The sequence below is a fragment of the Nocardia sp. NPDC059240 genome (assembly GCF_042753865.1).
Classification (GTDB): domain Bacteria; phylum Actinomycetota; class Actinomycetes; order Mycobacteriales; family Mycobacteriaceae; genus Nocardia.
This window is the reverse complement of the sequence record NZ_JBHZAC010000005.1, coordinates 335,296-356,269: the sequence shown is the minus strand read 5'-3', so window position 1 is coordinate 356,269 and position 20,974 is coordinate 335,296. Positions and strand designations below refer to the sequence as shown.

The 20,974-nt window shown below is 68.3% G+C and carries 21 protein-coding genes; 8 read left to right on the top strand and 13 right to left on the bottom strand.

The window, feature by feature from the left end; translation table 11 throughout:
• Window positions 1-362: 362 nt before the first annotated feature.
• The 4 genes from rplI to rpsF form a co-directional block, all read right to left on the bottom strand.
• Window positions 363-818, bottom strand: a complete 456-nt coding sequence (rplI, locus tag ACFXHA_RS20420; RefSeq protein ID WP_379358918.1) for a 50S ribosomal protein L9 — start codon at window positions 816-818, stop codon at window positions 363-365.
• 17 nt (window positions 819-835) lie between these two features.
• A complete protein-coding gene (gene rpsR / locus ACFXHA_RS20415; protein WP_120739213.1) occupies window positions 836-1,105 on the bottom strand; it encodes a 30S ribosomal protein S18 in 270 nt (89 codons plus the stop codon).
• Between the two features lie 60 nt (window positions 1,106-1,165).
• Complete coding sequence (locus ACFXHA_RS20410; RefSeq protein ID WP_379358916.1) at window positions 1,166-1,735, bottom strand: single-stranded DNA-binding protein; 570 nt, start codon at window positions 1,733-1,735, stop codon at window positions 1,166-1,168.
• Between the two features lie 121 nt (window positions 1,736-1,856).
• Window positions 1,857-2,147: a 30S ribosomal protein S6 gene (gene rpsF / locus ACFXHA_RS20405; protein ID WP_379358914.1), complete on the bottom strand. Its 291-nt coding sequence runs from the start codon at window positions 2,145-2,147 to the stop codon at window positions 1,857-1,859.
• A 233-nt stretch (window positions 2,148-2,380) separates the two neighbouring features.
• On the opposite strand from rpsF, the gene ACFXHA_RS20400 reads away from it, so the two are divergent.
• Window positions 2,381-3,736 carry a glycosyltransferase family 87 protein gene (locus ACFXHA_RS20400; protein WP_379359611.1) on the top strand — a complete coding sequence of 452 codons (1,356 nt, stop codon included), beginning with the start codon at window positions 2,381-2,383 and terminating at the stop codon, window positions 3,734-3,736.
• On the opposite strand, the gene ACFXHA_RS20395 is transcribed toward ACFXHA_RS20400, so the two are convergent.
• A complete protein-coding gene (locus ACFXHA_RS20395) occupies window positions 3,638-4,198 on the bottom strand; it encodes a CGNR zinc finger domain-containing protein (RefSeq protein ID WP_379358912.1) in 561 nt (186 codons plus the stop codon). The genes ACFXHA_RS20400 and ACFXHA_RS20395 overlap by 99 nt on opposite strands.
• An 85-nt stretch (window positions 4,199-4,283) precedes the next feature.
• Between ACFXHA_RS20395 and ACFXHA_RS20390 the strand changes: the two genes are divergently transcribed.
• Both ACFXHA_RS20390 and ACFXHA_RS20385 read left to right on the top strand, forming a co-directional pair.
• Window positions 4,284-5,225, top strand: a complete 942-nt coding sequence (locus tag ACFXHA_RS20390; protein WP_379358910.1) for a DMT family transporter — start codon at window positions 4,284-4,286, stop codon at window positions 5,223-5,225.
• 26 nt (window positions 5,226-5,251) lie between these two features.
• A complete protein-coding gene (locus ACFXHA_RS20385) occupies window positions 5,252-6,205 on the top strand; it encodes a DUF389 domain-containing protein (RefSeq protein WP_379358908.1) in 954 nt (317 codons plus the stop codon).
• A gap of 1 nt (window position 6,206) precedes the next feature.
• On the opposite strand, the gene ACFXHA_RS20380 is transcribed toward ACFXHA_RS20385, so the two are convergent.
• Both ACFXHA_RS20380 and ACFXHA_RS20375 read right to left on the bottom strand, forming a co-directional pair.
• Entirely contained in the window at window positions 6,207-7,325 is a 1,119-nt protein-coding gene (locus ACFXHA_RS20380; protein WP_379358906.1) for a DUF475 domain-containing protein, read from the bottom strand.
• Window positions 7,326-7,428: 103 nt separating this feature from the next.
• Window positions 7,429-8,004 carry a TerD family protein gene (locus tag ACFXHA_RS20375; protein ID WP_379358904.1) on the bottom strand — a complete coding sequence of 192 codons (576 nt, stop codon included), beginning with the start codon at window positions 8,002-8,004 and terminating at the stop codon, window positions 7,429-7,431.
• Between the two features lie 228 nt (window positions 8,005-8,232).
• On the opposite strand from ACFXHA_RS20375, the gene ACFXHA_RS20370 reads away from it, so the two are divergent.
• Genes ACFXHA_RS20370 through ACFXHA_RS20355 form a run of 4 tightly spaced genes read left to right on the top strand, consistent with a single transcriptional unit; the run spans window position 8,233 to window position 14,019 of the window.
• Window positions 8,233-9,441, top strand: a complete 1,209-nt coding sequence (locus ACFXHA_RS20370) for a hypothetical protein (RefSeq protein WP_379358902.1) — start codon at window positions 8,233-8,235, stop codon at window positions 9,439-9,441.
• Between the two features lie 40 nt (window positions 9,442-9,481).
• A complete protein-coding gene (locus tag ACFXHA_RS20365) occupies window positions 9,482-10,693 on the top strand; it encodes an HpcH/HpaI aldolase/citrate lyase family protein (RefSeq protein ID WP_379359609.1) in 1,212 nt (403 codons plus the stop codon).
• Window positions 10,690-13,143 carry a phosphoribosyltransferase gene (locus ACFXHA_RS20360; RefSeq protein ID WP_379358900.1) on the top strand — a complete coding sequence of 818 codons (2,454 nt, stop codon included), beginning with the start codon at window positions 10,690-10,692 and terminating at the stop codon, window positions 13,141-13,143. The genes ACFXHA_RS20365 and ACFXHA_RS20360 overlap by 4 nt, the downstream gene beginning before the upstream one ends.
• A 3-nt stretch (window positions 13,144-13,146) precedes the next feature.
• The gene (locus tag ACFXHA_RS20355; protein WP_379358898.1) at window positions 13,147-14,019 is read left to right on the top strand and encodes an HAD family hydrolase; all 873 of its coding nucleotides are present in this window, start codon (window positions 13,147-13,149) and stop codon (window positions 14,017-14,019) included.
• Here ACFXHA_RS20355 and ACFXHA_RS20350 read toward each other — a convergent pair.
• Genes ACFXHA_RS20350 through ACFXHA_RS20330 form a run of 5 tightly spaced genes read right to left on the bottom strand, consistent with a single transcriptional unit; the run spans window position 13,949 to window position 17,821 of the window.
• Window positions 13,949-14,707, bottom strand: coding sequence for an isocitrate lyase/phosphoenolpyruvate mutase family protein (locus ACFXHA_RS20350; protein ID WP_379359607.1), 759 nt, complete (start codon window positions 14,705-14,707; stop codon window positions 13,949-13,951). The two genes, ACFXHA_RS20355 and ACFXHA_RS20350, sit on opposite strands and share 71 nt — an antisense overlap.
• Window positions 14,688-15,419: a dihydroxyacetone kinase phosphoryl donor subunit DhaM gene (gene dhaM, locus ACFXHA_RS20345; protein WP_379358896.1), complete on the bottom strand. Its 732-nt coding sequence runs from the start codon at window positions 15,417-15,419 to the stop codon at window positions 14,688-14,690. Before dhaM ends, ACFXHA_RS20350 begins: the two co-directional genes overlap by 20 nt.
• A gap of 8 nt (window positions 15,420-15,427) precedes the next feature.
• Window positions 15,428-16,045: a dihydroxyacetone kinase subunit DhaL gene (dhaL, locus tag ACFXHA_RS20340; protein WP_379358894.1), complete on the bottom strand. Its 618-nt coding sequence runs from the start codon at window positions 16,043-16,045 to the stop codon at window positions 15,428-15,430.
• Entirely contained in the window at window positions 16,045-17,046 is a 1,002-nt protein-coding gene (gene dhaK / locus ACFXHA_RS20335; protein ID WP_379358892.1) for a dihydroxyacetone kinase subunit DhaK, read from the bottom strand. The genes dhaL and dhaK overlap by 1 nt, the downstream gene beginning before the upstream one ends.
• Window positions 17,047-17,089: 43 nt before the next feature.
• Window positions 17,090-17,821 (bottom strand): hypothetical protein, encoded by a 732-nt coding sequence (locus ACFXHA_RS20330; RefSeq protein WP_379358890.1) that lies wholly within the window; start codon window positions 17,819-17,821, stop codon window positions 17,090-17,092.
• A gap of 111 nt (window positions 17,822-17,932) precedes the next feature.
• On the opposite strand from ACFXHA_RS20330, the gene ACFXHA_RS20325 reads away from it, so the two are divergent.
• Window positions 17,933-19,303, top strand: a complete 1,371-nt coding sequence (locus tag ACFXHA_RS20325) for a TerD family protein (RefSeq protein ID WP_379358888.1) — start codon at window positions 17,933-17,935, stop codon at window positions 19,301-19,303.
• Window positions 19,304-19,315: 12 nt separating this feature from the next.
• Here ACFXHA_RS20325 and ACFXHA_RS20320 read toward each other — a convergent pair whose 3' ends face one another.
• Window positions 19,316-20,938, bottom strand: coding sequence for a glycosyltransferase family 87 protein (locus tag ACFXHA_RS20320; RefSeq protein ID WP_379359605.1), 1,623 nt, complete (start codon window positions 20,936-20,938; stop codon window positions 19,316-19,318).
• Window positions 20,939-20,974 lie beyond the last annotated feature (36 nt).

Genomic DNA, 20,974 nt, shown 5'->3' with positions numbered 1-20,974 from the left:
GTATTGTTCACCAACCGTTGTGCACCCCCTGTGGAAAACTTGGGGACAACAGTCGGCGGGAGCAATCAATACGCTGGTAGTGGTCGAATTCTCACTGTGCGCAATTGTGGATCAATTCGGTGCGGCGTGTCGCTGGACGGTAACGTCCGGGCGTGTTGGGTGAACGGACGGTCACGGACTTGTGACCCACCACACAACGAGAATGGTTGGTTTGCTTAGCAATCCACAACCCGGGCGAACACTGCGGGTCACGCAGGCCGACACCTCGCGGCGACACTCTCACGGGCACAACAGCTACCAACTGGCAAGCAAAAGAAAATCGGAGGCCACCCCACGGATGAGGTGGCCTCCGACAAACCGAATTACTCGGCGGCAGTGACCTGCAGGTCGACCTTGGCGACCACATCCGGGTGCAGATGCACCACGACACCGTGCTTACCGGTGCTCTTGATGTGTGCCTTCGGCAGCTCGATGCTGCGCTTGTCGACCACCGGGCCGCCGGCGACCTTGATGGCCGAGGCGACATCGGCGGCGGTGACCGAACCGAAGAGCTTGCCGGTACCCGCGGTCTTGACCGACAGGGACACGCCGGACAGACCCTCGAGGGCCTGCTTCAGCTCGTTGGCGTGGTCCAGGTCGCGCACCTTACGGGCGTCCTGCGCCCGACGGATGCCCGCGACCTGCTTCTCCGCGCCACGGGTGGCCACGATGGCCAGGCCGCGCGGGAGCAGGAAGTTACGGCCGTAGCCGTCCTTGACCTCCACGGTGTCGCCGGGCGCACCGAGGTTGTCGACATCAGCGGTGAGGATGAGCTTCATGGCTGTGCCTTCCCTTCTCAGCGAGCGGTGGAGACGTAAGGCAGCAGAGCGACCTCACGCGAGTTCTTGACGGCGACAGCGATATCGCGCTGGTGCTGGACGCAGTTGCCCGTCACCCGGCGCGCGCGGATCTTGCCACGATCGGACACGTACTTGCGCAGCAGCGCGGTGTCCTTGTAGTCGATCTTGGCGCCGGCCGTGTTGTTCTTCTTGCCGGCCTTGTCTTCCTTGCAGAAGGTGCAGGCCTTCTTCTTGAGCACCTTTTCGCGTGCCGGTGCTTTGGGCATGGTCTTTCAACTCCGTAATTTCGGGAACCCGATGAGTCGGATTCCGGGCAAAGCCGTTGGTTAGAACGGCGGTTCGTCGTCCATTGGGCCGCCCCCGAAGGAACCGGCCGCGGGGGCACTGCCCCACGGGTCGTCGCCGGCACTCTGGCCGCCACGACCCCCACCACTGCCACCACCGGAAAAGCCACCGCCGCCAGCGTTCTGCTGCTGGCCGCCGCCGCCCTGTCCGCCACCGCCGCCGAAGCCGCCGCCACCACCGCCACGGGTGGTTTTGTTGACCTTCGCGGTCGCGTACCGCAGGGAGGGACCGACCTCGTCGACCTCGAGCTCGACGACCGTGCGCTTCTCACCCTCGCGGGTTTCGTAGGAGCGCTGCTTGAGTCGTCCGCTCACGATCACTCGTGAGCCTCGGGTCAGACTCTCAGCGACATTCTCCGCAGCTTCACGCCAGATGTTGCAGCGCAAAAAGAGCGCTTCGCCGTCTTTCCATTCATTGGTATTACGGTCGAACACACGGGGAGTCGACGCGACGGTGAAGTTCGCGACGGCCGCTCCCGCGGGCGTGAATCGAAGCTCGGGGTCAGCCGTCAGATTTCCGATGACGGTGATGACCGTGTCGCCCTGGGCCATGGTTCCTCCTGCTTTCCGGTGCAGTCCGCAACTCGCTCCCGTGCCTTCGAGGGCACGGTTTGCCAGTCAGCCTAGAGATAGGGACCGACGGTTTACGAGCGACGTTGCGGGAGGACTGGACTTACTTCTTGTCGAGTCGCAGCACCTTGGTGCGCAACACCGACTCGTTCAGACCCAGCTGGCGATCGAGTTCGCTCACGGTCGCGGGCTCGGCGGTCAGGGTGACGACCGCGTAGATGCCCTCGGCCTGCTTGGCGATCTCGTAGGCGAGACGGCGCTTGCCCCAGATGTCGACGTTGTCGACCTTGCCGCCTTCGGACCCGACAACACCAAGCATGTTGTTCAGGTTCGGGCCGACAGTGCGCTCGTCCTGGCTCGGATCGAGAATAACCATCACTTCATAATGACGCACGGACCTCATCACCTCCTGTGGACTGTAAACGGCCCACGGACTGTCCGTGGGCAGGAGGGTTCGTTGCGTCAGCAACCCGACAAGGCTACATGAGGGCCTGCTGAGCTGCTAAATCGGGCCACTCCAAGGATTGGACAAGCGGACCCACAGACGGTCGGCTTAGGGTGGGGCGCATGTCGAACCGACCCGTCGTCAGCGAAACGGTCTCTCGCCGTCGCGATTCGGGTCTTTCGATGATCGCCATTACCTCGACGCTGGTGTGCTGCGTCACCTTGTTGCTCGGTTATCTGAACAAGGCGCGGTGTGCGGGCGGCGCGTTCGAGGAGTCCGGTCGCAGCGTCGTGTTCGACATGATCAAGGACTCGAATGTCTGCTATTCGGATATTCAGTACCTGTGGCTGGGGCGCGGTATCAACGAACACGTTTTCCCGTATCTCACCGGTGGCATCAGCCCCGACGGCCAGCTGACCGGCGGGGCGGTCGAGTATCCGGTGCTGAGCGGCCTGCTGATGTGGATCGGCGGGATCGGCTCGCACACCGACGCGGACTTCCTGCTGCACTCGGCGCTGCTGCTGGCCCCGTTCGCACTGCTGACCGCCTATCTGCTCGCGCGCATGGCCGGTCCGGCGGCGCTGCTGTGGGCGGCCGGGCCGCCGCTGGTGCTCTACGCCTTCCACAATTGGGAACTGCCGGTGGTCGCCACCGCGGTCGCGGCGTTCTACGTGATGACGGTGCTGACCAAATATTCACTCCGCGATCGCGCGATCGCGGCGGCGGTATTCCTGGCGATCGGCTTCTGCTTCAAGCTGTATCCCGGAATCTTCGTGCTGCCATTGCTGATTTATGTGCTGGTCGGTGAACAGCCGTTGCGCGCGAAGCGATTCGACGTGCGCGGTGCGTTGCTGGTGGCGGCCACGGCGATCGGCACGGTGGTGGCGATCAATCTGCCTTTCGCGCTGGCCGGATACAACGGCTGGCGGGCCTCGATCACTTTCCAAGAGCTGCGCCAGGCCGATATCACCACGAATTCCGTGTGGTACTGGGGTTTACGCCCGTTGTACGCGAACACTCGCGCCGGGGAGATCTCCTTCCAGGACATGGTGTCGGTGGCCTCGCCGGTCCTGGTGGTGGCGTCGTTCGCGCTGGCCTGCTGGCTGGGGTGGCGGCGCTGGCAGCTGGCCGGGTTGTATCCGTGGATCGGGGTCAGCGGCGCCATGCTGTGTGGATTCCTGTTGTTCCACAAGGTGCATTCGCCGCAGTACACCCTGTGGCTGATCCCGTTCCTGGTGCTGCTCGAGGTGCCGTGGAGCCTGGTCGTCACCTACCTGATGGCCGACGCCTGCATCGGCATCGGCGTCTTCCGCTACTTCTATGCCCTGGGCGCCGGCCATGACGCGGCCCTGGAACAGAACCTGGTGCAGGTCGGGGTCTGGGGCCGGGCCGCGTTGCTGGCGGTGTTCTTCTTCCTGTTCGTCGGCGCGCGGGCGCGGTCAGTGGGCCGGCTCGGTGCCGCGGGCGCGGAAGGCCTTGCTCTTGGCCCGGTTTCCGCAGACCGCCATATCGCACCACCGGCGCGAACCGCCGCGTGAGGTGTCCAGGTAGAGGCGGGTGCAGGCGTCTCGCCCGCATTCCTTGAGCCGTTCCCGATCCGGGCCGCCGAGTAGTTCCAGAGCAGAGCGGGCGATCGCCGCGAGCGCGGAATCGATTGTCCCGCCGCGTCGTACGGTGCCGTCGGGGCGCAGGCTCAGTTCGGGCGGGGTCTCGCGGGCGTGCCGGTTGAGCAGCCGCCGGTCGGTGTCGGCGAGCGGTTCGCCGTCCAGCGTGGCCACCATGACCCGCCAGGCTGCCTCGCGGAGCGCGAGGGCGCGGTCGAGCGCGCCCTCGCAGTCCGGCGGGGTGTCGAGGATGCCGGCGGCGACAGCCCATTCCCCGAGGTCGGCATCGGTATTCAGCCGCTCGATGAAGGTGGTGCGCCGTTCGTGGGCCGTGCCGATGAAGTTCAGCGCGAGGTTGCCGCTGACGAACAGGTGGGGGTCGGCGAAGCTGGACATGTCTTCATAGTAACCCCCTTGACAGGTTATGGGCAGGAGTGCGACGGTAGTAACCACTTAAAGCGGTTATCGGCGTGGAGGAATCATGGACAACCGGCTTCTCGAAGTGGCAGGACCCCCGGCTCTCATCGTCATGTGGAGCAGCGCCTTCATCGCCGGCATCATCGGCGTCGGCGCGGCCCCGCCGATGCTGGTGCTGTTCGCCCGCTTCGGCATCGCCGCACTGCTGCTCGTCACGTACGCCCTTGTCGCACGGACGGTCTGGCCCCGCGGCCGCATCCTGGCCCACACCCTGGTCGCTGGATTCCTCATGCAGATGGTCCAGTTCGGCGGCTTCTACTCGGCCATGCACGAGCACGTCAGCGCCGCGGTCATCTCGCTGATGCAGGGCCTGAGCCCGATCGTGATCGCGCTCTTCGCCGGTGGCATGGGCGAATCCGTGAGCCCGCGGCAGTGGCTGGGCTTCGGGGTCGGCGGTCTCGGTGTCGGCCTCGCGGTGGTCGACCAGTCCCACTTCTCGGTGATCGGCCTGCTGCTGTGCGTGGTCGGTCTGCTCGGCCTGAGCCTGGGCACCGTCTACCAGAAGCGCTTCACCCCGGCCGTCGATCCGCGCGCGGGCACCGCCCTGCACCTGCTGATCGCCGCACCCTTCGCGGGCGTGCTGGCCGTGCTGACCGGCAGCTTCCACATCGCGGATCCGGCCCGCTTCGGCGGTGCCCTGGTCTGGATGGTGCTGATCAATTCCATCGGCGCGTTCCTGCTGCTCAACACCATGATGCTGCGCTGGGACACCAGCCGGGTCAGCCGCTTCTTCTTCGCCATCCCCGCGGTGACCGCACTGATGGCGTGGCTGTTCATCGATCAGCCGTTGCGCCCCTTGACCCTTGCCGGTCTGGGCGTCGGCCTGATCGGCATGGTGCTGGCCTCGCGTCGCGCCGCAGCCGCGGCCCCGACGAGCGAAACGGCAGTGGCATCCCGGCCCGCACCGCACCGCATCATGTTGCGGCGGCACGCCGTCGGCGTCTGAGCCGTTGTGCGCGGCAGACTGCGAGCATGCTGCACCTGCGCATTCTTTCGCCCGCCGCCCTGAGCGACGACATTCTCGAGGTCCTCGAGTCCGATGACGCGGTCACCGGACTCGTTGCCATGCGCGGTGTCGCGCTCCGCCCGCCCGGCGATCTGATCACCGCGCAGATTCCCCGCGAGGCCGCCAACCCGTTGGTGGCGACCCTGCGCGAGATGCGGGTGCACCAGCTGGGCAGCATCGAACTCGAACCGGTCGGAACCTGGTTGTCGCGCAGCGGCTTCGACGCCGAGGTGCGCACCCCGGGCAGCAGCAGCGATGCGGTGGTGTGGGCGGAGGTCGCGCAGCGGGCCTACGACGAATCCGAGCTGAACTGGACGTATCTGAGCTTCCTGACCCTGGCCACGGTGATCGCGAGCATCGCGATCGTCACCGATTCGCAGATCCTCACCGTCGGGGCGATGGTGCTGGGCCCGGAGTTCGGGCCCATCGCGGCGCTGGGGGTGGCGTTGGTGCGGCGGCGATTCGTGCTGCTGCAGTTGGCGCTTCGCACCCTGGTCGCCGGTTTCGTGGTGGCCATCGGCCTCACCATCGTGCTGGCCCTGATGGCCCGCGGCCTCGGCTGGATCACCCTGGAGCAGGTCACCGGGCCGCGGCCGAGCACGCATTTCATCTACACGCCGGACAAATGGTCGTTCATCGTGGCGGTGATCGCGGGCGGCGCGGGCGTGCTGTCGATCACCTCGTCGAAGTCGATCGGCCTGGCGGGGGTCTTCATCTCGGTCACCACCGTCCCCGCCGCGGGCAATATCGCACTGGGCGTGGCGTTCTGGAACGGTTCGACGGTGTGGGGCAGTGTGGCCCAGCTGCTGGTGAATGTCGCCGGCATGGCGATCGCGGGCTGGGCCACCCTGCAGATTCAGCAGACGCTGTGGTCGCGGGTGTCGCCGCGGCGGTTGTCCAGGCCGCGGCGCATGCGCTGAATCAGCTGACGACGCTGGTCTTCTCGCGGTCCACGTCGTCCTCGTCGCTTTCCTCCGCGGCCTCGCGCCGATTGCGGATCACGCTGGAGATGAACGCCGCGCCGATGAACGCCACGCCGACCAGACCGCTGATCAGCTCGTTGACATGCACCCCGATGGTGATGAGCAGGATGACCGCCAGCGCGCCGATGGCCCAGAACGCGCCGTGCTCGAGGTAGACGTACTCCGACAGCGTGCCCTTGCGCACCAGGAACACCGTGATGGACCGAACGAACATGGCGCCGATCAGGCCCAGGCCCAACGCGATCAGGATCGGGTCGGAGGTGATCGCGAACGCGCCGATGACACCGTCGAAAGAGAACGACGCGTCGAGCACTTCCAGGTACAGGAACAGGAAGAACGCCGCCTTGCCCGTCGCCTTCACGATCCCCGAAGGCCCGGCCGCGGCTTGCTCTTCGGCGTGTTCCTCGGCATGGAACATGGATCCGAGCCCGTCGACCAGGATGTAGGTCATCACGCCGAGGATGCCGGCCAGCAGCACCGTGCCCCGATCATCGTCGGCGGCAATGAATTCCGCCGCGATGACGATGGCGCCCAGCGTCAGCACCACGGCGAGCATGTCGAGCTTGCCGAGCTTGGCCAGCGGGCGTTCGATCCAGCCCAGCCAGGTGACCTCGTGCTCCTCGAGAATGAAGTTGAAGAACAGCAGCAGCAGGAACGCGCCACCGAAGGCCGCGATCTGCGGATGCGCGTCGGTGAGCAGCTTCTCGTAGGAGGCGCTGCCGTCCGGGAAGGTGAGCGCGCCGCCGGCGGGCGGGTTCATGGCCAGGTCGAAGGCGCGAACCGGGTTGAGTCCGGCCGTGATCCATACGATGGCCAGCGGGAACACCAGGCGCATACCGAAAACGGCGATGACCACACCGACGGTCAGGAAGATGCGCTGCCAGAATTCGCTCATCCGTTGCAGCACGCTGGCATTGATGACCGCGTTGTCGAAGGATAGGGACACTTCGAGCACACCCAGGATGGCGCACAGCAGCAGGGCCGTGGGGCCGCCGTAGATCAGCGCCGCGATCAGCGCCAATACGGTGACGACGATGGAGAGTCCGAAAATTCGCACCGCAGTGGGCCTTTCGTCGAGGCGGGATCGGGTGGGTGGCGGTCGGACACACGAAGAGGGCCCGTGCGACCGAGCCCTCCTGCGGTGTCGTGAGTTGTACGAATCAGACGTTGACGCCGAAGTCGCGAGCAATGCCCGCCAGGCCGGACGCGTAGCCCTGGCCGATCGCCCGGAACTTCCATTCACCATTGTTGCGGTAGAGCTCACCGAACACCATGGCGGTTTCGGTGGAGGCGTCCTCGCTCAGGTCGTAACGGGCCAGCTCGGCGCCGTTGGCGCGGTCCACCACCCGGATGTACGCGTTGCGGACCTGGCCGAAGCTCTGACCGCGGGCGTCGGCGTCGTAGATCGAGACCGGGAAGAAGATGGATTCGATGGCCGGCGGGGTGTTGGCGAGATCGATATTGATGCTCTCGTCGTCGCCCTCGCCCTCACCGGTGAGGTTGTCGCCGGTGTGCACGATGGTGCCCTCCGGGGACTGCAGGTTGTTGAAGAACACGAAGTGCTTGTCGGAGAGCGCCTTCTTCTCGGCACTCGTGGCGATGGCGCTGGCATCGAGGTCGAAGTCGGTGCCCGTGGTGGTCCGCACGTCCCAGCCGAGGCCGACGGTGACCTGGGTGAGGTTCGGAGCCTGCTTGGTCAGCGAAACGTTTCCGCCCTTGGACAAACTGACACCCATTGCGGGGATCCTTCCGTTGTAAAGCGTGTGGAGCCGTTCCTTGCTTAACGGCGTGTCCTCTATGTCGGTTCCGCGCCGAGTCAAACAGTAATGGTTTCCCCAAATCCTGGATAGGCGGAGCCCAATCCAGCTGGGAGTGACCAACTGTCATACGACAGGTTTCCACGAATGACCGCCCCTGTCGCCCGTACCACTCGGTTCCTCGCCGACCGATCTAACATCGGGGGCGTGGCAGGCCGTCGACGCGGATGGTTCCGGGCATCCGGGACAGCTCAGAACAACGAATGGGTGCAGCAGGCCCGGCAGGCGCTGACGACCGCCTTCCTGGATATGGACAAGCGGCAGAGCATTGCCGAGGCGGCGGTCGCCGCCTCCGCGGCCCTGTTCCCCGAACGCGGCATGGCCGCGCGCTGGGATGTCGTGCGCGCCCGCTGCTACGGCGCTTCGGGCGCCTACCTGGCCCTCAACGATCGGCTCGACCAGGCCGAACGCGACGGCACCAGGATCGCCCAGCCCGAGATCGACAGCGTGGTACGCGGTCTGACCGAGGCCGCCGGCGGGGTCGACCAGTTCTATCGCGGCAATCAGGCCCACCTCGAGCACGCCGTCGCGGTGTACGGATCGGTGCCGCAGTTGATCGCGCAGGTGCGTGCCCAGGGGCAACAGCAACTCGCGGCGGTGGCCGCCTCGCCGTATGCCGAATACCCGTCGGTCCGGCACGCCACGGCCGCTGTGAATGAGGGACTGGTCACACTCGAGGCGGCGGTGTCCGCCGGTTCCGGACGGTCCGGCCGCGATGCCGCGACCCGGCTCGAGACGCTGCTGCGCGAGTTGTCCACCGCCCTGGAAGCCGCTCCCGCGAAACAGCATTCGGCCACCACCGCCATCGCGTCCGCGGCCACCCGGCTCGACGCCGCACGCAATCGGGTCGAGCGTGTCGCACCCGCCATGTCGGGTCTGCTCCGTGAGTTCGCGGCTGCGTCCTCCAACGATTTGGCGAACAATGAGCGACAAGCCCGGGAGGCCGTAGCGGCCGCCGACGCGGATCTGACCCGCGCCCGGGCCGCCCTCGCCGCCAACGACCCGGAGGACGCGCTCGACCTGACTTCCACCGCCCGCGCCCAGCTCGCCACCGCCGAGGAACGCGCCGAGACCGTCACCGATCGGCTCGCGCTGCTGCGGCAGGTGCGTGACCAGCCCGCCGACCGTGCCAAGGCCGTCCGCTTCAAACTCCGTGACGCGCAGATGCTCGCCGTGAACAAGGGCGTGGTCCCGCAATGGGGCAGCGTGCTCGACGCCCAGTCCGAACGGCTGGAACGGGCCGCCGCGGGCCTGACCGGACACCACCCCGACTACTGGGCCTACGTGTCCGAACTCGACGCCATCTCCGCCTTCGTGGCCGGAGTGGTCGATCGCATGCGAAATACCGACAGATAGACCGAAAGTCAGCAGGAGGACGGCCGCACCGATGACCGCGATGATCGACAGCGATCCGGAGCTCGCCACCGTCTCCCTGCGCAAGACCTTCCCGCTGCGCCACTTCCGGCAGGTGCCGGGACCGGAACTGCGGCGGCTGTTCCATCTGTTGCCCGAACCCTTCGGCGGCTCCCGTGACCGGGAACTGCTGGCCATGGCGCTGGGCGCCACCCTCTACGTGCCCGCCACCCGGCCCGACCTCACCGCGACCATCGTGCGGCGCGCCGCCCGCGGCGTGTGCTCGATGGTCATCGATCTCGAGGACGCCGTCGCCGACCATGCCGTCGAGGCCGGGAAACGGCAGGCCGCACGGACTCTCGACGAACTCGCCGCGAGCGGGGAGCCGCATCCGCTGCTGTTCGTGCGGGTACGCGACGCCGAGAGCATCGGCGAGATCGCCGCTCGGCTGGGATCCGGGGCGCGGGCGCTCACCGGATTCGTGCTGCCCAAATTCGATGCCGCCCGCGCGGGCGACTATCTACACGCCGTGACCGCCGCGTCGGAACGACTGGGACGCACCGTGTTCGGCATGCCGGTGCTGGAATCGCCCGCGCTGGTGCATCGCGAGACCCGCGACCGGGAACTGCGGCTGATCGGGGATCTGCTCGCCCAGCATCGGGACCAGATTCTCGCGGTACGCATCGGGGCCACGGATATGTGCTCCACCTTCGGGATTCGCCGCGACCGCGATCTGACCATCTACGACGTGCGGGTGGTCGCCGACGTCATCGCCGACATCGTCAACTATCTGGGCCGTGCCGACGGCACCGGATTCACCATCACCGGGCCGGTGTGGGAGTACTTCGCCGACCACGACCGCATGTTCCGGCCGCTGCTGCGCACCTCGCCGTTCGCCGAGATCGACGCGGTGCCGTTCCGGGAATCGCTGGTCAGCCGCGATCTGGACGGGCTGCTGCGGGAGATCACCCTCGATCGCGCCAACGGGATCCAGGGCAAGACGGTGATCCACCCGTCCCATGTGGCCGTGGTGCACGCACTGTCGGTGGTGACCCATGAGGAGTACGCCGACGCACAGGACATTCTGCGCGTCGACACCGGCGGCGTCGCCGCCTCCGGATACCGCAACAAGATGAACGAGATGCGACCCCACCGCAGCTGGGCGCACCAGATCATGCGGCGCGCCAGCATATTCGGCGTCGCCAATCAAGGAGTCTCCTTCGTGGACCTGCTCAAGGCGCTGGTCGAATCGTGACCGCCGACGCCGCCCTACCCGCGCCCACCCGCGAACTCCCCTGGGTCACCCGCGAACTCGGCCTCACCCTGCACCACACCGATTCCGCCCTCCCCGAACCCGATTGGCGCATCGACGCCCTGATCGAACCCGGCCTACGCCGCAACCCGCGCCGCGCCCACCTGCTGGTCTCAACCGTCCTCGGCAAACACCTCCCCACCGACCCGCACCGCGTCCTCGACGCGGGCAACCGCCTCGGCGACCTGGTGCGCGAGGTACTCGCGACGGAAGACGGTGCGCCACAGGCTGATCGCGCGGTGGTACTGGGCTTCGCGGAAACCGCGACCGGGCTCGGCCATACGGTCGCGGCGCACATCGGAGCACGCTGCTACCTGCATTCGACGCGCCGCGACGTGGCCGCCGCCGAAACCCTGGCGGGCTTCGAGGAGGGGCATTCGCACGCCACCTCCCACCTGCTGCAGCCCATGCCCGCCACGGTGTTCCACAACGATCTCCCCATGGTGTTGGTGGACGACGAGATCTCCACCGGCGCAACCGCCCTGGACGCCGTGCGGGCCTTGCACGCGCACTCGCCGCGCGCCCACTACATCCTCGCGTCCCTGGTCGACATGCGCACCGACGCCGACCGCCGCGCCTTCGAAAAGGCCGCCGCCGACCTCGGCGCGCGCATCGACACCGTCTGCCTGGCCACCGGCCGCACTCATCTGCCGACCGACTTGATCGAATCCGTGGCCGCGCTCCCGGAACCCGAGCTCAACCCGGTCGCCGACCGCCGCGGCACCTGCACACGAGTCGAATTGCCTTGGCCTGCGGACGTTCCGGAGGGTGGCCGCCACGGTTTCCTGGATTCGGACGCCGCCCCGTTCGACGTAGCGCTCGCGCGGGCCGTGGCCGTGCTGTCGCACGAACTCGCGGAACCGGCTGCCGACGGAGCGAACGGGCCGCGCCCGGTGATCGTGGTGGCCCACGAGGAGCTCATGTACCTGCCGCTGCGTATCGCGGCGGCCTTGGCGGACAACGGCATTCCCACTCGCTACCAGACCACCACGCGTTCACCCGCCTATGTGCTGGACCGTCCGGGCTACCCGCTGCGTCGCGGCTTCCGTTTCACCGCACCGGAATCCGGTGAGGACACCCCGCGCTACCTGTACAACGCGCACTGGCCGAGCAGCTCCGCCGACCCCATCCTGCTGATCATCGTCGACTCCCCCGCCGATACCGAACAACTCACGGCGGCAGGCGGTCTGGTCGATGTTCTCACCGCCTCCGGTGCGGATGTGCTGCTGGCCGTGCTGCCGGACGCCGATCCCCGCGCGCTCGAGGCCGCTCGCATCGTCCGGCTGCCGGAACCGTTGTTCGGGCCCGAGTTCGGGTCGTATGCGCGGGATGAGGTGGGGTGGCTGCTCAGCGATCTGTCGAGCGTCGCGCTGGAAGCCGAGGTGGGGGAGCGGGAGCGGGAGATTCAGGCGGGGACGGCGCATTACGCGGAGTCGCTGCCGGTGGAGTATCAGCCGGATGCCGCGTATCGGGAGTTGTTCGAGCGGGTGCTCGAGGAGAGTGCCGAGCGGTTGGCGTTGGCGGTGGCGACCGTGGCGGAGTTGGTGGTCGCGGAGCGGGGGAGTGAGGTCGTGCTGGTTTCGCTGGCGCGGGCGGGGACTCCGGTCGGGGTGCTGATGCGGCGGTGGCTGTTGGGGCGGGGGATCGAGGTTCCGCACTACGCGGTATCGATCGTGCGGGAGCGGGGGATCGACACCACAGCCTTGAATTACTTGGCGCGCCACCATGATCCGGGGCAGGTCGTCTTCGTGGACGGGTGGACCGGTAAAGGGGCGATCACCCGGGAGCTTGCCGAGGCGTTGGCGGCATACGAGGCCGCGGGTGGGGCGCGGTTCGATCCGGAGCTGGCGGTGCTCGCCGATCCGGGCAGTTGCGTGCGGACCTTCGGTACCCGCGATGACTTTCTCATCGCCTCGGCCTGCCTGAATTCCACGGTGTCGGGGCTGGTTTCGCGCACGGTGCTCAATGACCGGCTGATCGGGCCGGGGCAGTTTCACGGGGCCAAGTTCTATGCCGAGCTGGCGGCTCAGGATGTCTCCAATCGGCTGCTGGATGCGGTGAGCGACTGCTTCGACCGGGTGCGCCCGCAGGTCGACGCGCGGGTTCGGGAGCTGCTGGCCGCGGACCGGTCCCCGACCTGGGCGGGCTGGGAGTCGGTGGAGCGGGTGCGCGCCGAATACGGGATCTCCAGCGTGAATTTCGTGAAACCCGGTGTGGGAGAGACGACCCGGGTGCTGCTGCGGCGGGTGCCGTGGCGGGTGCTGGTCCGGGATCCCGAGGCGGGTGAACACGCCCACATTCGGATGCTGGCGGCGGCGCGCGGCGTGCCGGTCGAGACGGTGCCGGATTTGGCGTATGCCTGTATGGGCTTGATCAAAGATATGAAGGGATAGCTGGTGCGCTCGGTGATGGTGGCGACGGATCTGGATCGAACCATGATCTACACGCGAGCGGCCGGGGGGCCCTCGAACTCGTCGACGGTGTGCGTGGAACACCATGAGGGGCAGCCCCTCTCGTACATGACGGAGGCGGCCGCACGGCAATTGAGCGCGCTCGCCGCGACGGCCGCGGTGGTGCCGGTGACCACCCGCACCATCGAGCAGTTCCAGCGGGTCACGCTGCCCGGCGGGCCGTGGCCGTACGCGGTCACCAGCAATGGCGGCACCATCCTGCGCAACGGCCTGCCCGACCGGCGCTGGCGTTCGGCCCTCGACGCCCGGGTGCGCGCCGAATGCGCCACCCTCATCGAGGTGCGCGCGGAATTGCGTGCGCGCGTGGACGAATCGTTCGCCCTCAAGCTGCGCGAGGCCGACGACCTGTTCTGCTATCTGGTCGTCGACGTCGATCGCCTGCCCGCGAACTTCCTCGCGGACTTCGATGCCTGGGCCCGCCCGCGCGGCTGGTCGGCCTCCCAGCAGGGCCGCAAGATCTACGCCATGCCGACGCCGGTGTGCAAGAGCACCGCCGTGCACGAGGTGCGCCGGCGGCTGCTCGACGCCGGTGAACTGCACCCGGATTCGGTGCTGGCGGCCGCCGGTGACGGCGCGCTCGACGCCGAACTGCTGCGCACCGCCGACCTCGCCATCCGGCCTCGCCACGGCGAGCTGGAAGAGCGGAACTGGACCCATCCGGGCGTGGCCGTCAGCGCGACCGCCGGCATTCACGCCGCGGAGGAGATCCTCGATTACTTCCTGCGCGTCAGCGCCAACCCGCCAGCAGCTGGTTCGCCTGTTCCGACAGGGCACGCTGCAGGAACGGGCCGAAACTGACCCGCGCCACACCGAGTTCGGCGAAGTAGGCGGGGGTGCCGTTGTCGGGCAGGCCGATGGCGTTGACCGGCAGCGGCAGTTCGGCGGTCAGCGTGCGCTGCACCTCCGGCTCGTGGCGCCCCACCGGGTAGAGCACGTCCGCGCCCGCCTCGGCGGCCAGCCGCAGCCGGGTCAACGCGCTGCTGAGCCGCTCCTCCGAGGTCCCGGTGTCCTGGCGCAGGAACACGTCGGTGCGCGCATTGATCACCACGTGCACGCCGGAAGCGTCGGCGGCGGCCCGCAATTCGGCCACCAGGTCGGCGTGTTCCTGCGGGGTGCGCAGTCGGCCGCCCTCGCTGTGGACGGAGTCCTCCAGATTGAAGCCGACCGCGCCCGCCTCCAGCAGGCCCTCGATGATCGAGGACGGCTTCTCGGCGTATCCCGACTCCAGGTCGACCGACACCGGAATGTCCACGGTCGCCGTGATTTCCCGCACCCGGCCCAGCACCTCGGCGAGCGTCATGCCCTCCTGATCCGGCTTGCCCATCGAGTCGGCCAGCGGATGACTGCCGATGGTGAGCGCCGAGAAACCGGCGTCGGCCACGAGTTTCGCGGACCAGGCATCCCACACCGTCGGCAGGATCACCGGATTACCGGGCTGATGCAGTTGCAGGAACGTGGTGGCTTTCTCACCGATGCTGGTCATGATCTCGATTCTCGACCAGCGCACGGATTTTGGCGACCACCCGCGCCGCATCGGGACCGCTCGCCCGCACTTCCAGTTCCTGGCCGGGGAGCACGCCGAGGGTGAGCACCCGGGTGAGGCTGTCGGCGGGGACCGGGCCCGCGCCGGTGGTGGCATTGCGCAGGGCCACCGTCGCATCGAAATCCCGCAGGGCCGCGACCAATTCGGCAGCGGGCCGCGCATGCAGGCCGTGCTCACCGGTCACCTCGAAAATCTCGGTAGCCGAATCATCCACAGGCCCAACACCTGTGGATGACTGTGGATAACCAGACGAAGGGGCATCGGCGGATTCGCCGAGCTGGGCGCGTTTCGCGCCGAGCGCGCCCTCGGCCTCCCGGGCCACGGCGTCCAGATCCGCGCCGCCACCGGCCGCCGCCAGCGCCGACACCAGACCCTCCACCAGCGGTGCGGCCGAAAGCCGCACCCGCACCGGGGAATCCAGCAGATCCAGTGCGGTTTCGGCGGACAGCACCGCGCTGCCCAGATCCATCAGCACCAGCACGCCGTCCCCGGTGTCGGCCGCGGCGATGGCGTCGGCCACCGCGACCGCGTCGGTCCCCAGCTCGCCGTCGTGCAGTCCGGCCGCGATCCGGACCTCGACACCCTGCTCGGGCAGCAGCCCGGCCGCGAGTGCCACCGCCGCCTCCGCCAGCGCCCGGCTGTGCGAGACCACCACCAGCCCGATCATCGCAGGGCCGACCGGGCCGCGGCGACCAGCAGTGCCGCGCTGGTCGCACCCGGATCCTGATGTCCCGCACTGCGTTCGCCGAGATAGGAGGCGCGGCCCTTGCGGGCGACCAGCGGCGTGGTCGCATCCCGCCCGGCCGCGGCCGCCGCCACCGCCGCGTCGAGCGCCGCCGCGGCGTCGGCCCCGCCCGCGACCGCCTTGTCCAGGGCGTCGGCGGCCGGACCCAGCGTGTCCACCATGGTCTTGTCCCCGGGTTCGGCCTTGCCTCGCGCGATCACCCCGTCCAGCCCGGCCCGGAAGGCACGCGCGAAATCGGTGATGTCCGAACCGCTTTCGACGGCGGCGGCGAACCGCAGGAAGAAGGTGCCGAACAGGGGGCCGCTCGCGCCGCCGATGGTGCGGATCAGGACCAGCGCCGTCTGCTTGGCCACCTCCGCGGGCGTCTCCGGCGTCGAATCCGACAGGGCCGCAACCGCGGCCGCCATGCCGCGCTGCATGTTCGTGCCGTGGTCGGCGTCGCCGATGGCGGCATCGAGTGCGGTCAACTCGTCGGCGTGCGCGTCGATCAGCGCCGCGAATTCCCGCACCCACGCGGCCACGTCCACGGTTGCCATCAGATGCCCCAGCGCAGTGCCGGAGTCCGCACCGGCGCGTCCCACAGCGCCGTCAGCTCGTCGTCCAGCCTGGTCAGCGTGATCGAGCAGCCCGCCATATCGAGCGACGTGATGTACGACCCGACCAGCGACCGCTCGATGTGTATGCGATGCCCGCGCAGGATTCGCGCCACCTCGTCGAACATCAGATACAGCTCGAGCAGGGGAGTGGCGCCCATGCCGTTCACGAAGCACAGCACCCGATCCCCCTGCGCGAACGGCAGATCCGCGAGGATCGGCTCCAGCAGCAGCTCCGCGATATCGTGCGCGGGGGCCACCGGCAGCCGCAGCCGGCCCGGCTCCCCATGGATGCCGATCCCGATCTCCATCTCGTGCTCACCCAGCTCGAAGGTCGGATGCCCGACCGCCGGAACCGTGCACGAGGTCAACGCCATCCCCATGCTGCGCGAATTCGCGTTCACCGCTTCGGCGATCCGCGCCACCTCGGCCAGCGGGCGGCCCGCTTCGGCGGCCGCACCCGCCATCTTCTCCAGGATCACCGTCGCGCCCACCCCGCGCCGACCGGCCGTGTACGTGCTGTCCTGCACCGCCACATCGTCGTTCACCACCACCGAGCGCACCTCGATGCCGGTCTCGGCGGCCGCCAGTTCGGCCGCCATCTCGAAGTTCATGACGTCGCCGGTGTAGTTCTTCACGATGTGCAGCACCCCGGCCCCGGCATCCACGGCCGCGGTGGCGGCCTGGATCTGATCGGGCACCGGCGAGGTGAATATCTCGCCCGGACAGGCCGCGTCCAGCATGCCGAGCCCGACGAAACCGCCGTGCAGCGGTTCATGCCCGGAACCACCGCCGGAGAGCAGGCCCACCTTGCCGGGCACCGGCGCGTCCGCGCGGACCACGATGCGCTGCTTCACATCCACCCGCAGCTCGGGATGCGCGGCGGCCATGCCCGCCAGCGCGGCATCCACCACCTCGGCCGGATCGTTGATGAGCTTCTTCACCGAATTCTCCCGTCGCCAGGCCGGTTTGCGATCCCCCGCGAGCTTATTGCGCAGGCTCCTCCAAGGTGCGGGCCAGCTCGATGTCGGTCACCAACTGCACCATCAGATCTCGCAGTTCACAGTCGGGCAGATGGTCGGCGGCGAACTCGAAGGGCTCCGACACGTCGAGCCCGCCCTGCGTCGCGGCCAGGATCACCCACGGGATCCCGACGTCGCCCACGCCGAGCCGCTCCCGGATCAGATCGGTGGTGTCGTCCATCAGGCCGTTGCGCGCCGACACCGCGGCCGTCATCTGCTCGTCCAATTCCACCCGGCGCAGTTCCAGCAGGCCCGCGTCGGCGCTGATCTCCTGTGCGGGCGTGGTGCGCACCGATCCGTCGTCGTAGACCTGATAGCCCTCGTTCACGCAGATGGTGCCCAATTTCACCTCGGCATCGGCCAATTCGGGCAGCGTGCGCAGGCAGTCCAGCACCGCGTCCAGCGCGGCGACCAGGCGGTCGCGAATATCGCGGCGCCGCACCAGCTCCCGCTCCGCGTCCTCGCGCTCGGACAGCACCTGCTCGACCGCGCGGCCGATCTGGAAGGCCATGGCGGTGGATGCCGGGGCCCAGCCGCCGTGCGGGACGAACTCGTCCTCCCTGGGGGTAATGGTGTCCAGGAACGCGTTCACCGCATCGAGCAGGTCCCGCAACTGGTCGCGGGACACGGCCGGATGCCGGAAGGCTCGCAGGTACTGCTCGTGCGCTTCCACGGGATCGACCTCACCGTCGCTCACCCAGCCGATACTGCCACGCTCCTCGGCCCCGACTGCTAATCACGGCCACGGCCCGTGTCGCGGAGTTCTCGTAGAGTGGCAGCGAATGCAACGACAAGCGAAGGGTCGATCTTGTCCACAGTTTTGGTGAAGGGCCAGAACGGTCCCTCGAACGCCCACGATCTGGTGATCAGCGTGCAGGTGGCCGCGCCCGCGGACCTGTCCGCGCTGCTGGTCACCGCCGCGGGCACGGTCCGCACCGACGCCGATTTCATCTTCTTCAACCAGCCTTCGGGTCCCGGCGTCACGTTGCGGCCCGGCGCGCCCGGTCAGCCGCAGGTGCTGGCGGTCGCCCTGAACGCGATTCCCGCCGAGATCGAGCAGCTGCGGGCCGTCATCACCCTCGACGACGCCGGGTCCAGCTTCGGGCAGCTATCCGCGCCGGTCGCGCACGTGAGCGATACCGCCGGAAACGTGTTGTACGAGTACCGGATCGACGGGCTCAGCACCGAATCCATCGTCATCGCACTGGAGTTGTACCGCCGCCAGGGTGATTGGAAGGTGCGTGCCGTCGGTCAGGGCTACGCCGGCGGGTTCGCCGCGCTGGTCACCGACCATGGTGTCCAGGTCAACGAGGCCCCGCAGGCTGCGCCCGTCTCGCCCGTGGTCGCGCCCCTCGCTCCCGCGGCCGTGCCGATGCCGCCCGCTCCCGAGCCGCTGGCACCCCCGATGCCCAGCTACCAGGCACCGGCTCCGACCGAGACCTTCGCACCGACCGGTGGTTACCCGCCGCCCCTGCCGAACCAGGGCTATCCCCAACCCGCCGAGCAGTATTCACCTGCCGGCGGCTATCCGCCGCAGCAGGGCTATGCGCAGCAGGGCTACGCGCAGCCCGGCCCGCCCGATCGCGACCTGCCGAACGGGCATGCGGTCAGCCTCGTCAAGGGCCAGCGCATCAACCTGCGCAAGGAGGGCGGCGCGGCCCTCGGCTACGTGAAGATGGGCCTGGGCTGGGATCCGGTCAAGCGCGGCGGGGTGTTCGGCAACAAGACCGTGGACGTGGATCTGGACGCCTCGGTCGTGCTGTTCTCCGGACCCAAACCCGTCGATGTCGTCTACTACGGCAGCCTGAACTCCAAGGACGGCTCCATCCGGCATCAGGGCGACAACCTGACCGGAGAGGGCGAGGGCGACGACGAGGAGATCAGCGTCGACCTCACCCGGATCGCCGACTCGGTCAACACCCTGCTGTTCATCGTGACCTCCTACAAGGGCCACACCTTCGAACAGATCGCCAACGCCTACTGCCGCCTGGTCGACAGCGCCACCAATGCCGAGCTGGCGCGCTTCACCCTCGCGGGCGGCATGCCGTTCACCGGCATGGCGATGGCGAAGATGTCGCGCACCGCGCCGGGCGCGGACTGGAAGCTGGAAGCCCTCGGCGAGGGCTTCCAGGCCAAGCACCCGGGCGAGGCCGTGCCGCAGCTGGCCCGGTTCGTCTAGATCCGGTCTCCGCTAGGGCACCGCAGCGGGCTGCCGCGGCCGCAGTGCCGGTGGCAGCCAGGGCTGTTCGGGATCCGGGGCGTGCGCGAGAATGCCACCCCCCGGATCGTCGACCCCGTCGCGCCGCACCGGATCCTCACCGGGCCGGTAGATCTGGCGGATCACCAGCACACACAACGCGACCACGGCCAGATCCCGCAGCACCACCGTGCCGGTGAACCACTGCTCCGGTAGCCCCTTGTGATCGGGGCCCAGGTAGTAGTACATGCGCGGCACCCACACCAGGGCGTCGATCGTCATCCACGCCAACAGGATTCGGCGTTGCGGCAACGCCAGCACCGCCAATGGCACCAGCCACAGCGAATACTGCGGGCTCCACACCTTGTTGGTGAGCAGGAACGCCGCCACCACCAGGAAGACCAACTGCGCCAACCGCGGTCGCCGCGCCGCCCGCAGACCGATCCAGGCGACCCCCGCGCAGGCGGCGACGAACAGCAGCAGCGACACCGCGTTCAACACCGTCGGTGTCTGCTGCGGGCCCAGCACTCCGTCGAAGCCGCTCCAATCGGTGAACGAGGTGATCACGTTGTAGATCGAATCCGGGTCGGCGTGCCGTTCGGTGTTGAGCCGGAAGAACTCCCACCAGCCGTTCGGGTACAGCGCCGCGATGGGCGCGTTCACCGCCAGCCAGGTGATCACCGCCGCCGCGACGGCCGCACCCGCCGCCCGCAGCGGCCGCAGGCCACCCCAGGCCGACTCGTCCTCGTCGAGCCGCTCGGCACGCAAGCACAGAATCACGATGGGCCCCAGCAACAACAGCGGATACAGCTTCGCCGCGCCGCCCAGGCCCAGCAGTATGCCCGCGAGCACCGGACGCCGCCGCGCCCAGGCCAGCAGGCCGCCGACCGCGAAAGCCGTTGCGAGCGCGTCGAAATTGGTGAAGGCGTGCACCAGCACCAGCGGTGACAGCGCCACCAGCGCGGCATCCCACACCCGCCGCCCGGCCGCCAGCGCCGTCGCCCAGATGGTCACCAGCCAGGCCAGCGCCAGCCCGATCGCCACCACATCGAAGTAGATGACCACCTCGAGCGCACTGTGCCCGGGCAGCGCGGACATCTTCCACGCCTTGGCGATTCCCATGGAGGCGTACTGGTACAGCCCCGACAGCACCGGGTACTCCATGTACCGCACCTGCGGCCGGCCGTCGCCGCCGGTCTCCACCCACTCCTTCTTGTAGGGGAACGCGCCCTCGTTGAGATGCTCGGCCCCGTACAGCGGCACGGTGTCCGAGTAGCACATGGCGATGTACTGGCGGCTGTTGCTCCAGTCCAGCCCCATCAGGCCGTCGGCGTCGGGTCGCTGCTGGATACAACCCACCTTGCCGAACCAGCTGAACGCCAGGAACAGCACCGCGAACGCCATCATGACGCGCACGGGTGTCCAGAAGCGGACCCGGCCGATCAACGCGTGATCACCCACCGGCCCGCCGATCAGATCGGCCAGCTGCGCGGTCAATGTGTCTGTGCGACTGGGCTTGTCGCGGTCGTCGATCGAGCGCAGATCCGCGGCCGGCGGCTCCGGCGACTCGTAGACCACCGGTACCTCGTGTTCCACCGCTGCCTCCCCCGGCTTCAGCGCGTCACCGGCCGGCTCGCCCGAGGCGGCCGACCG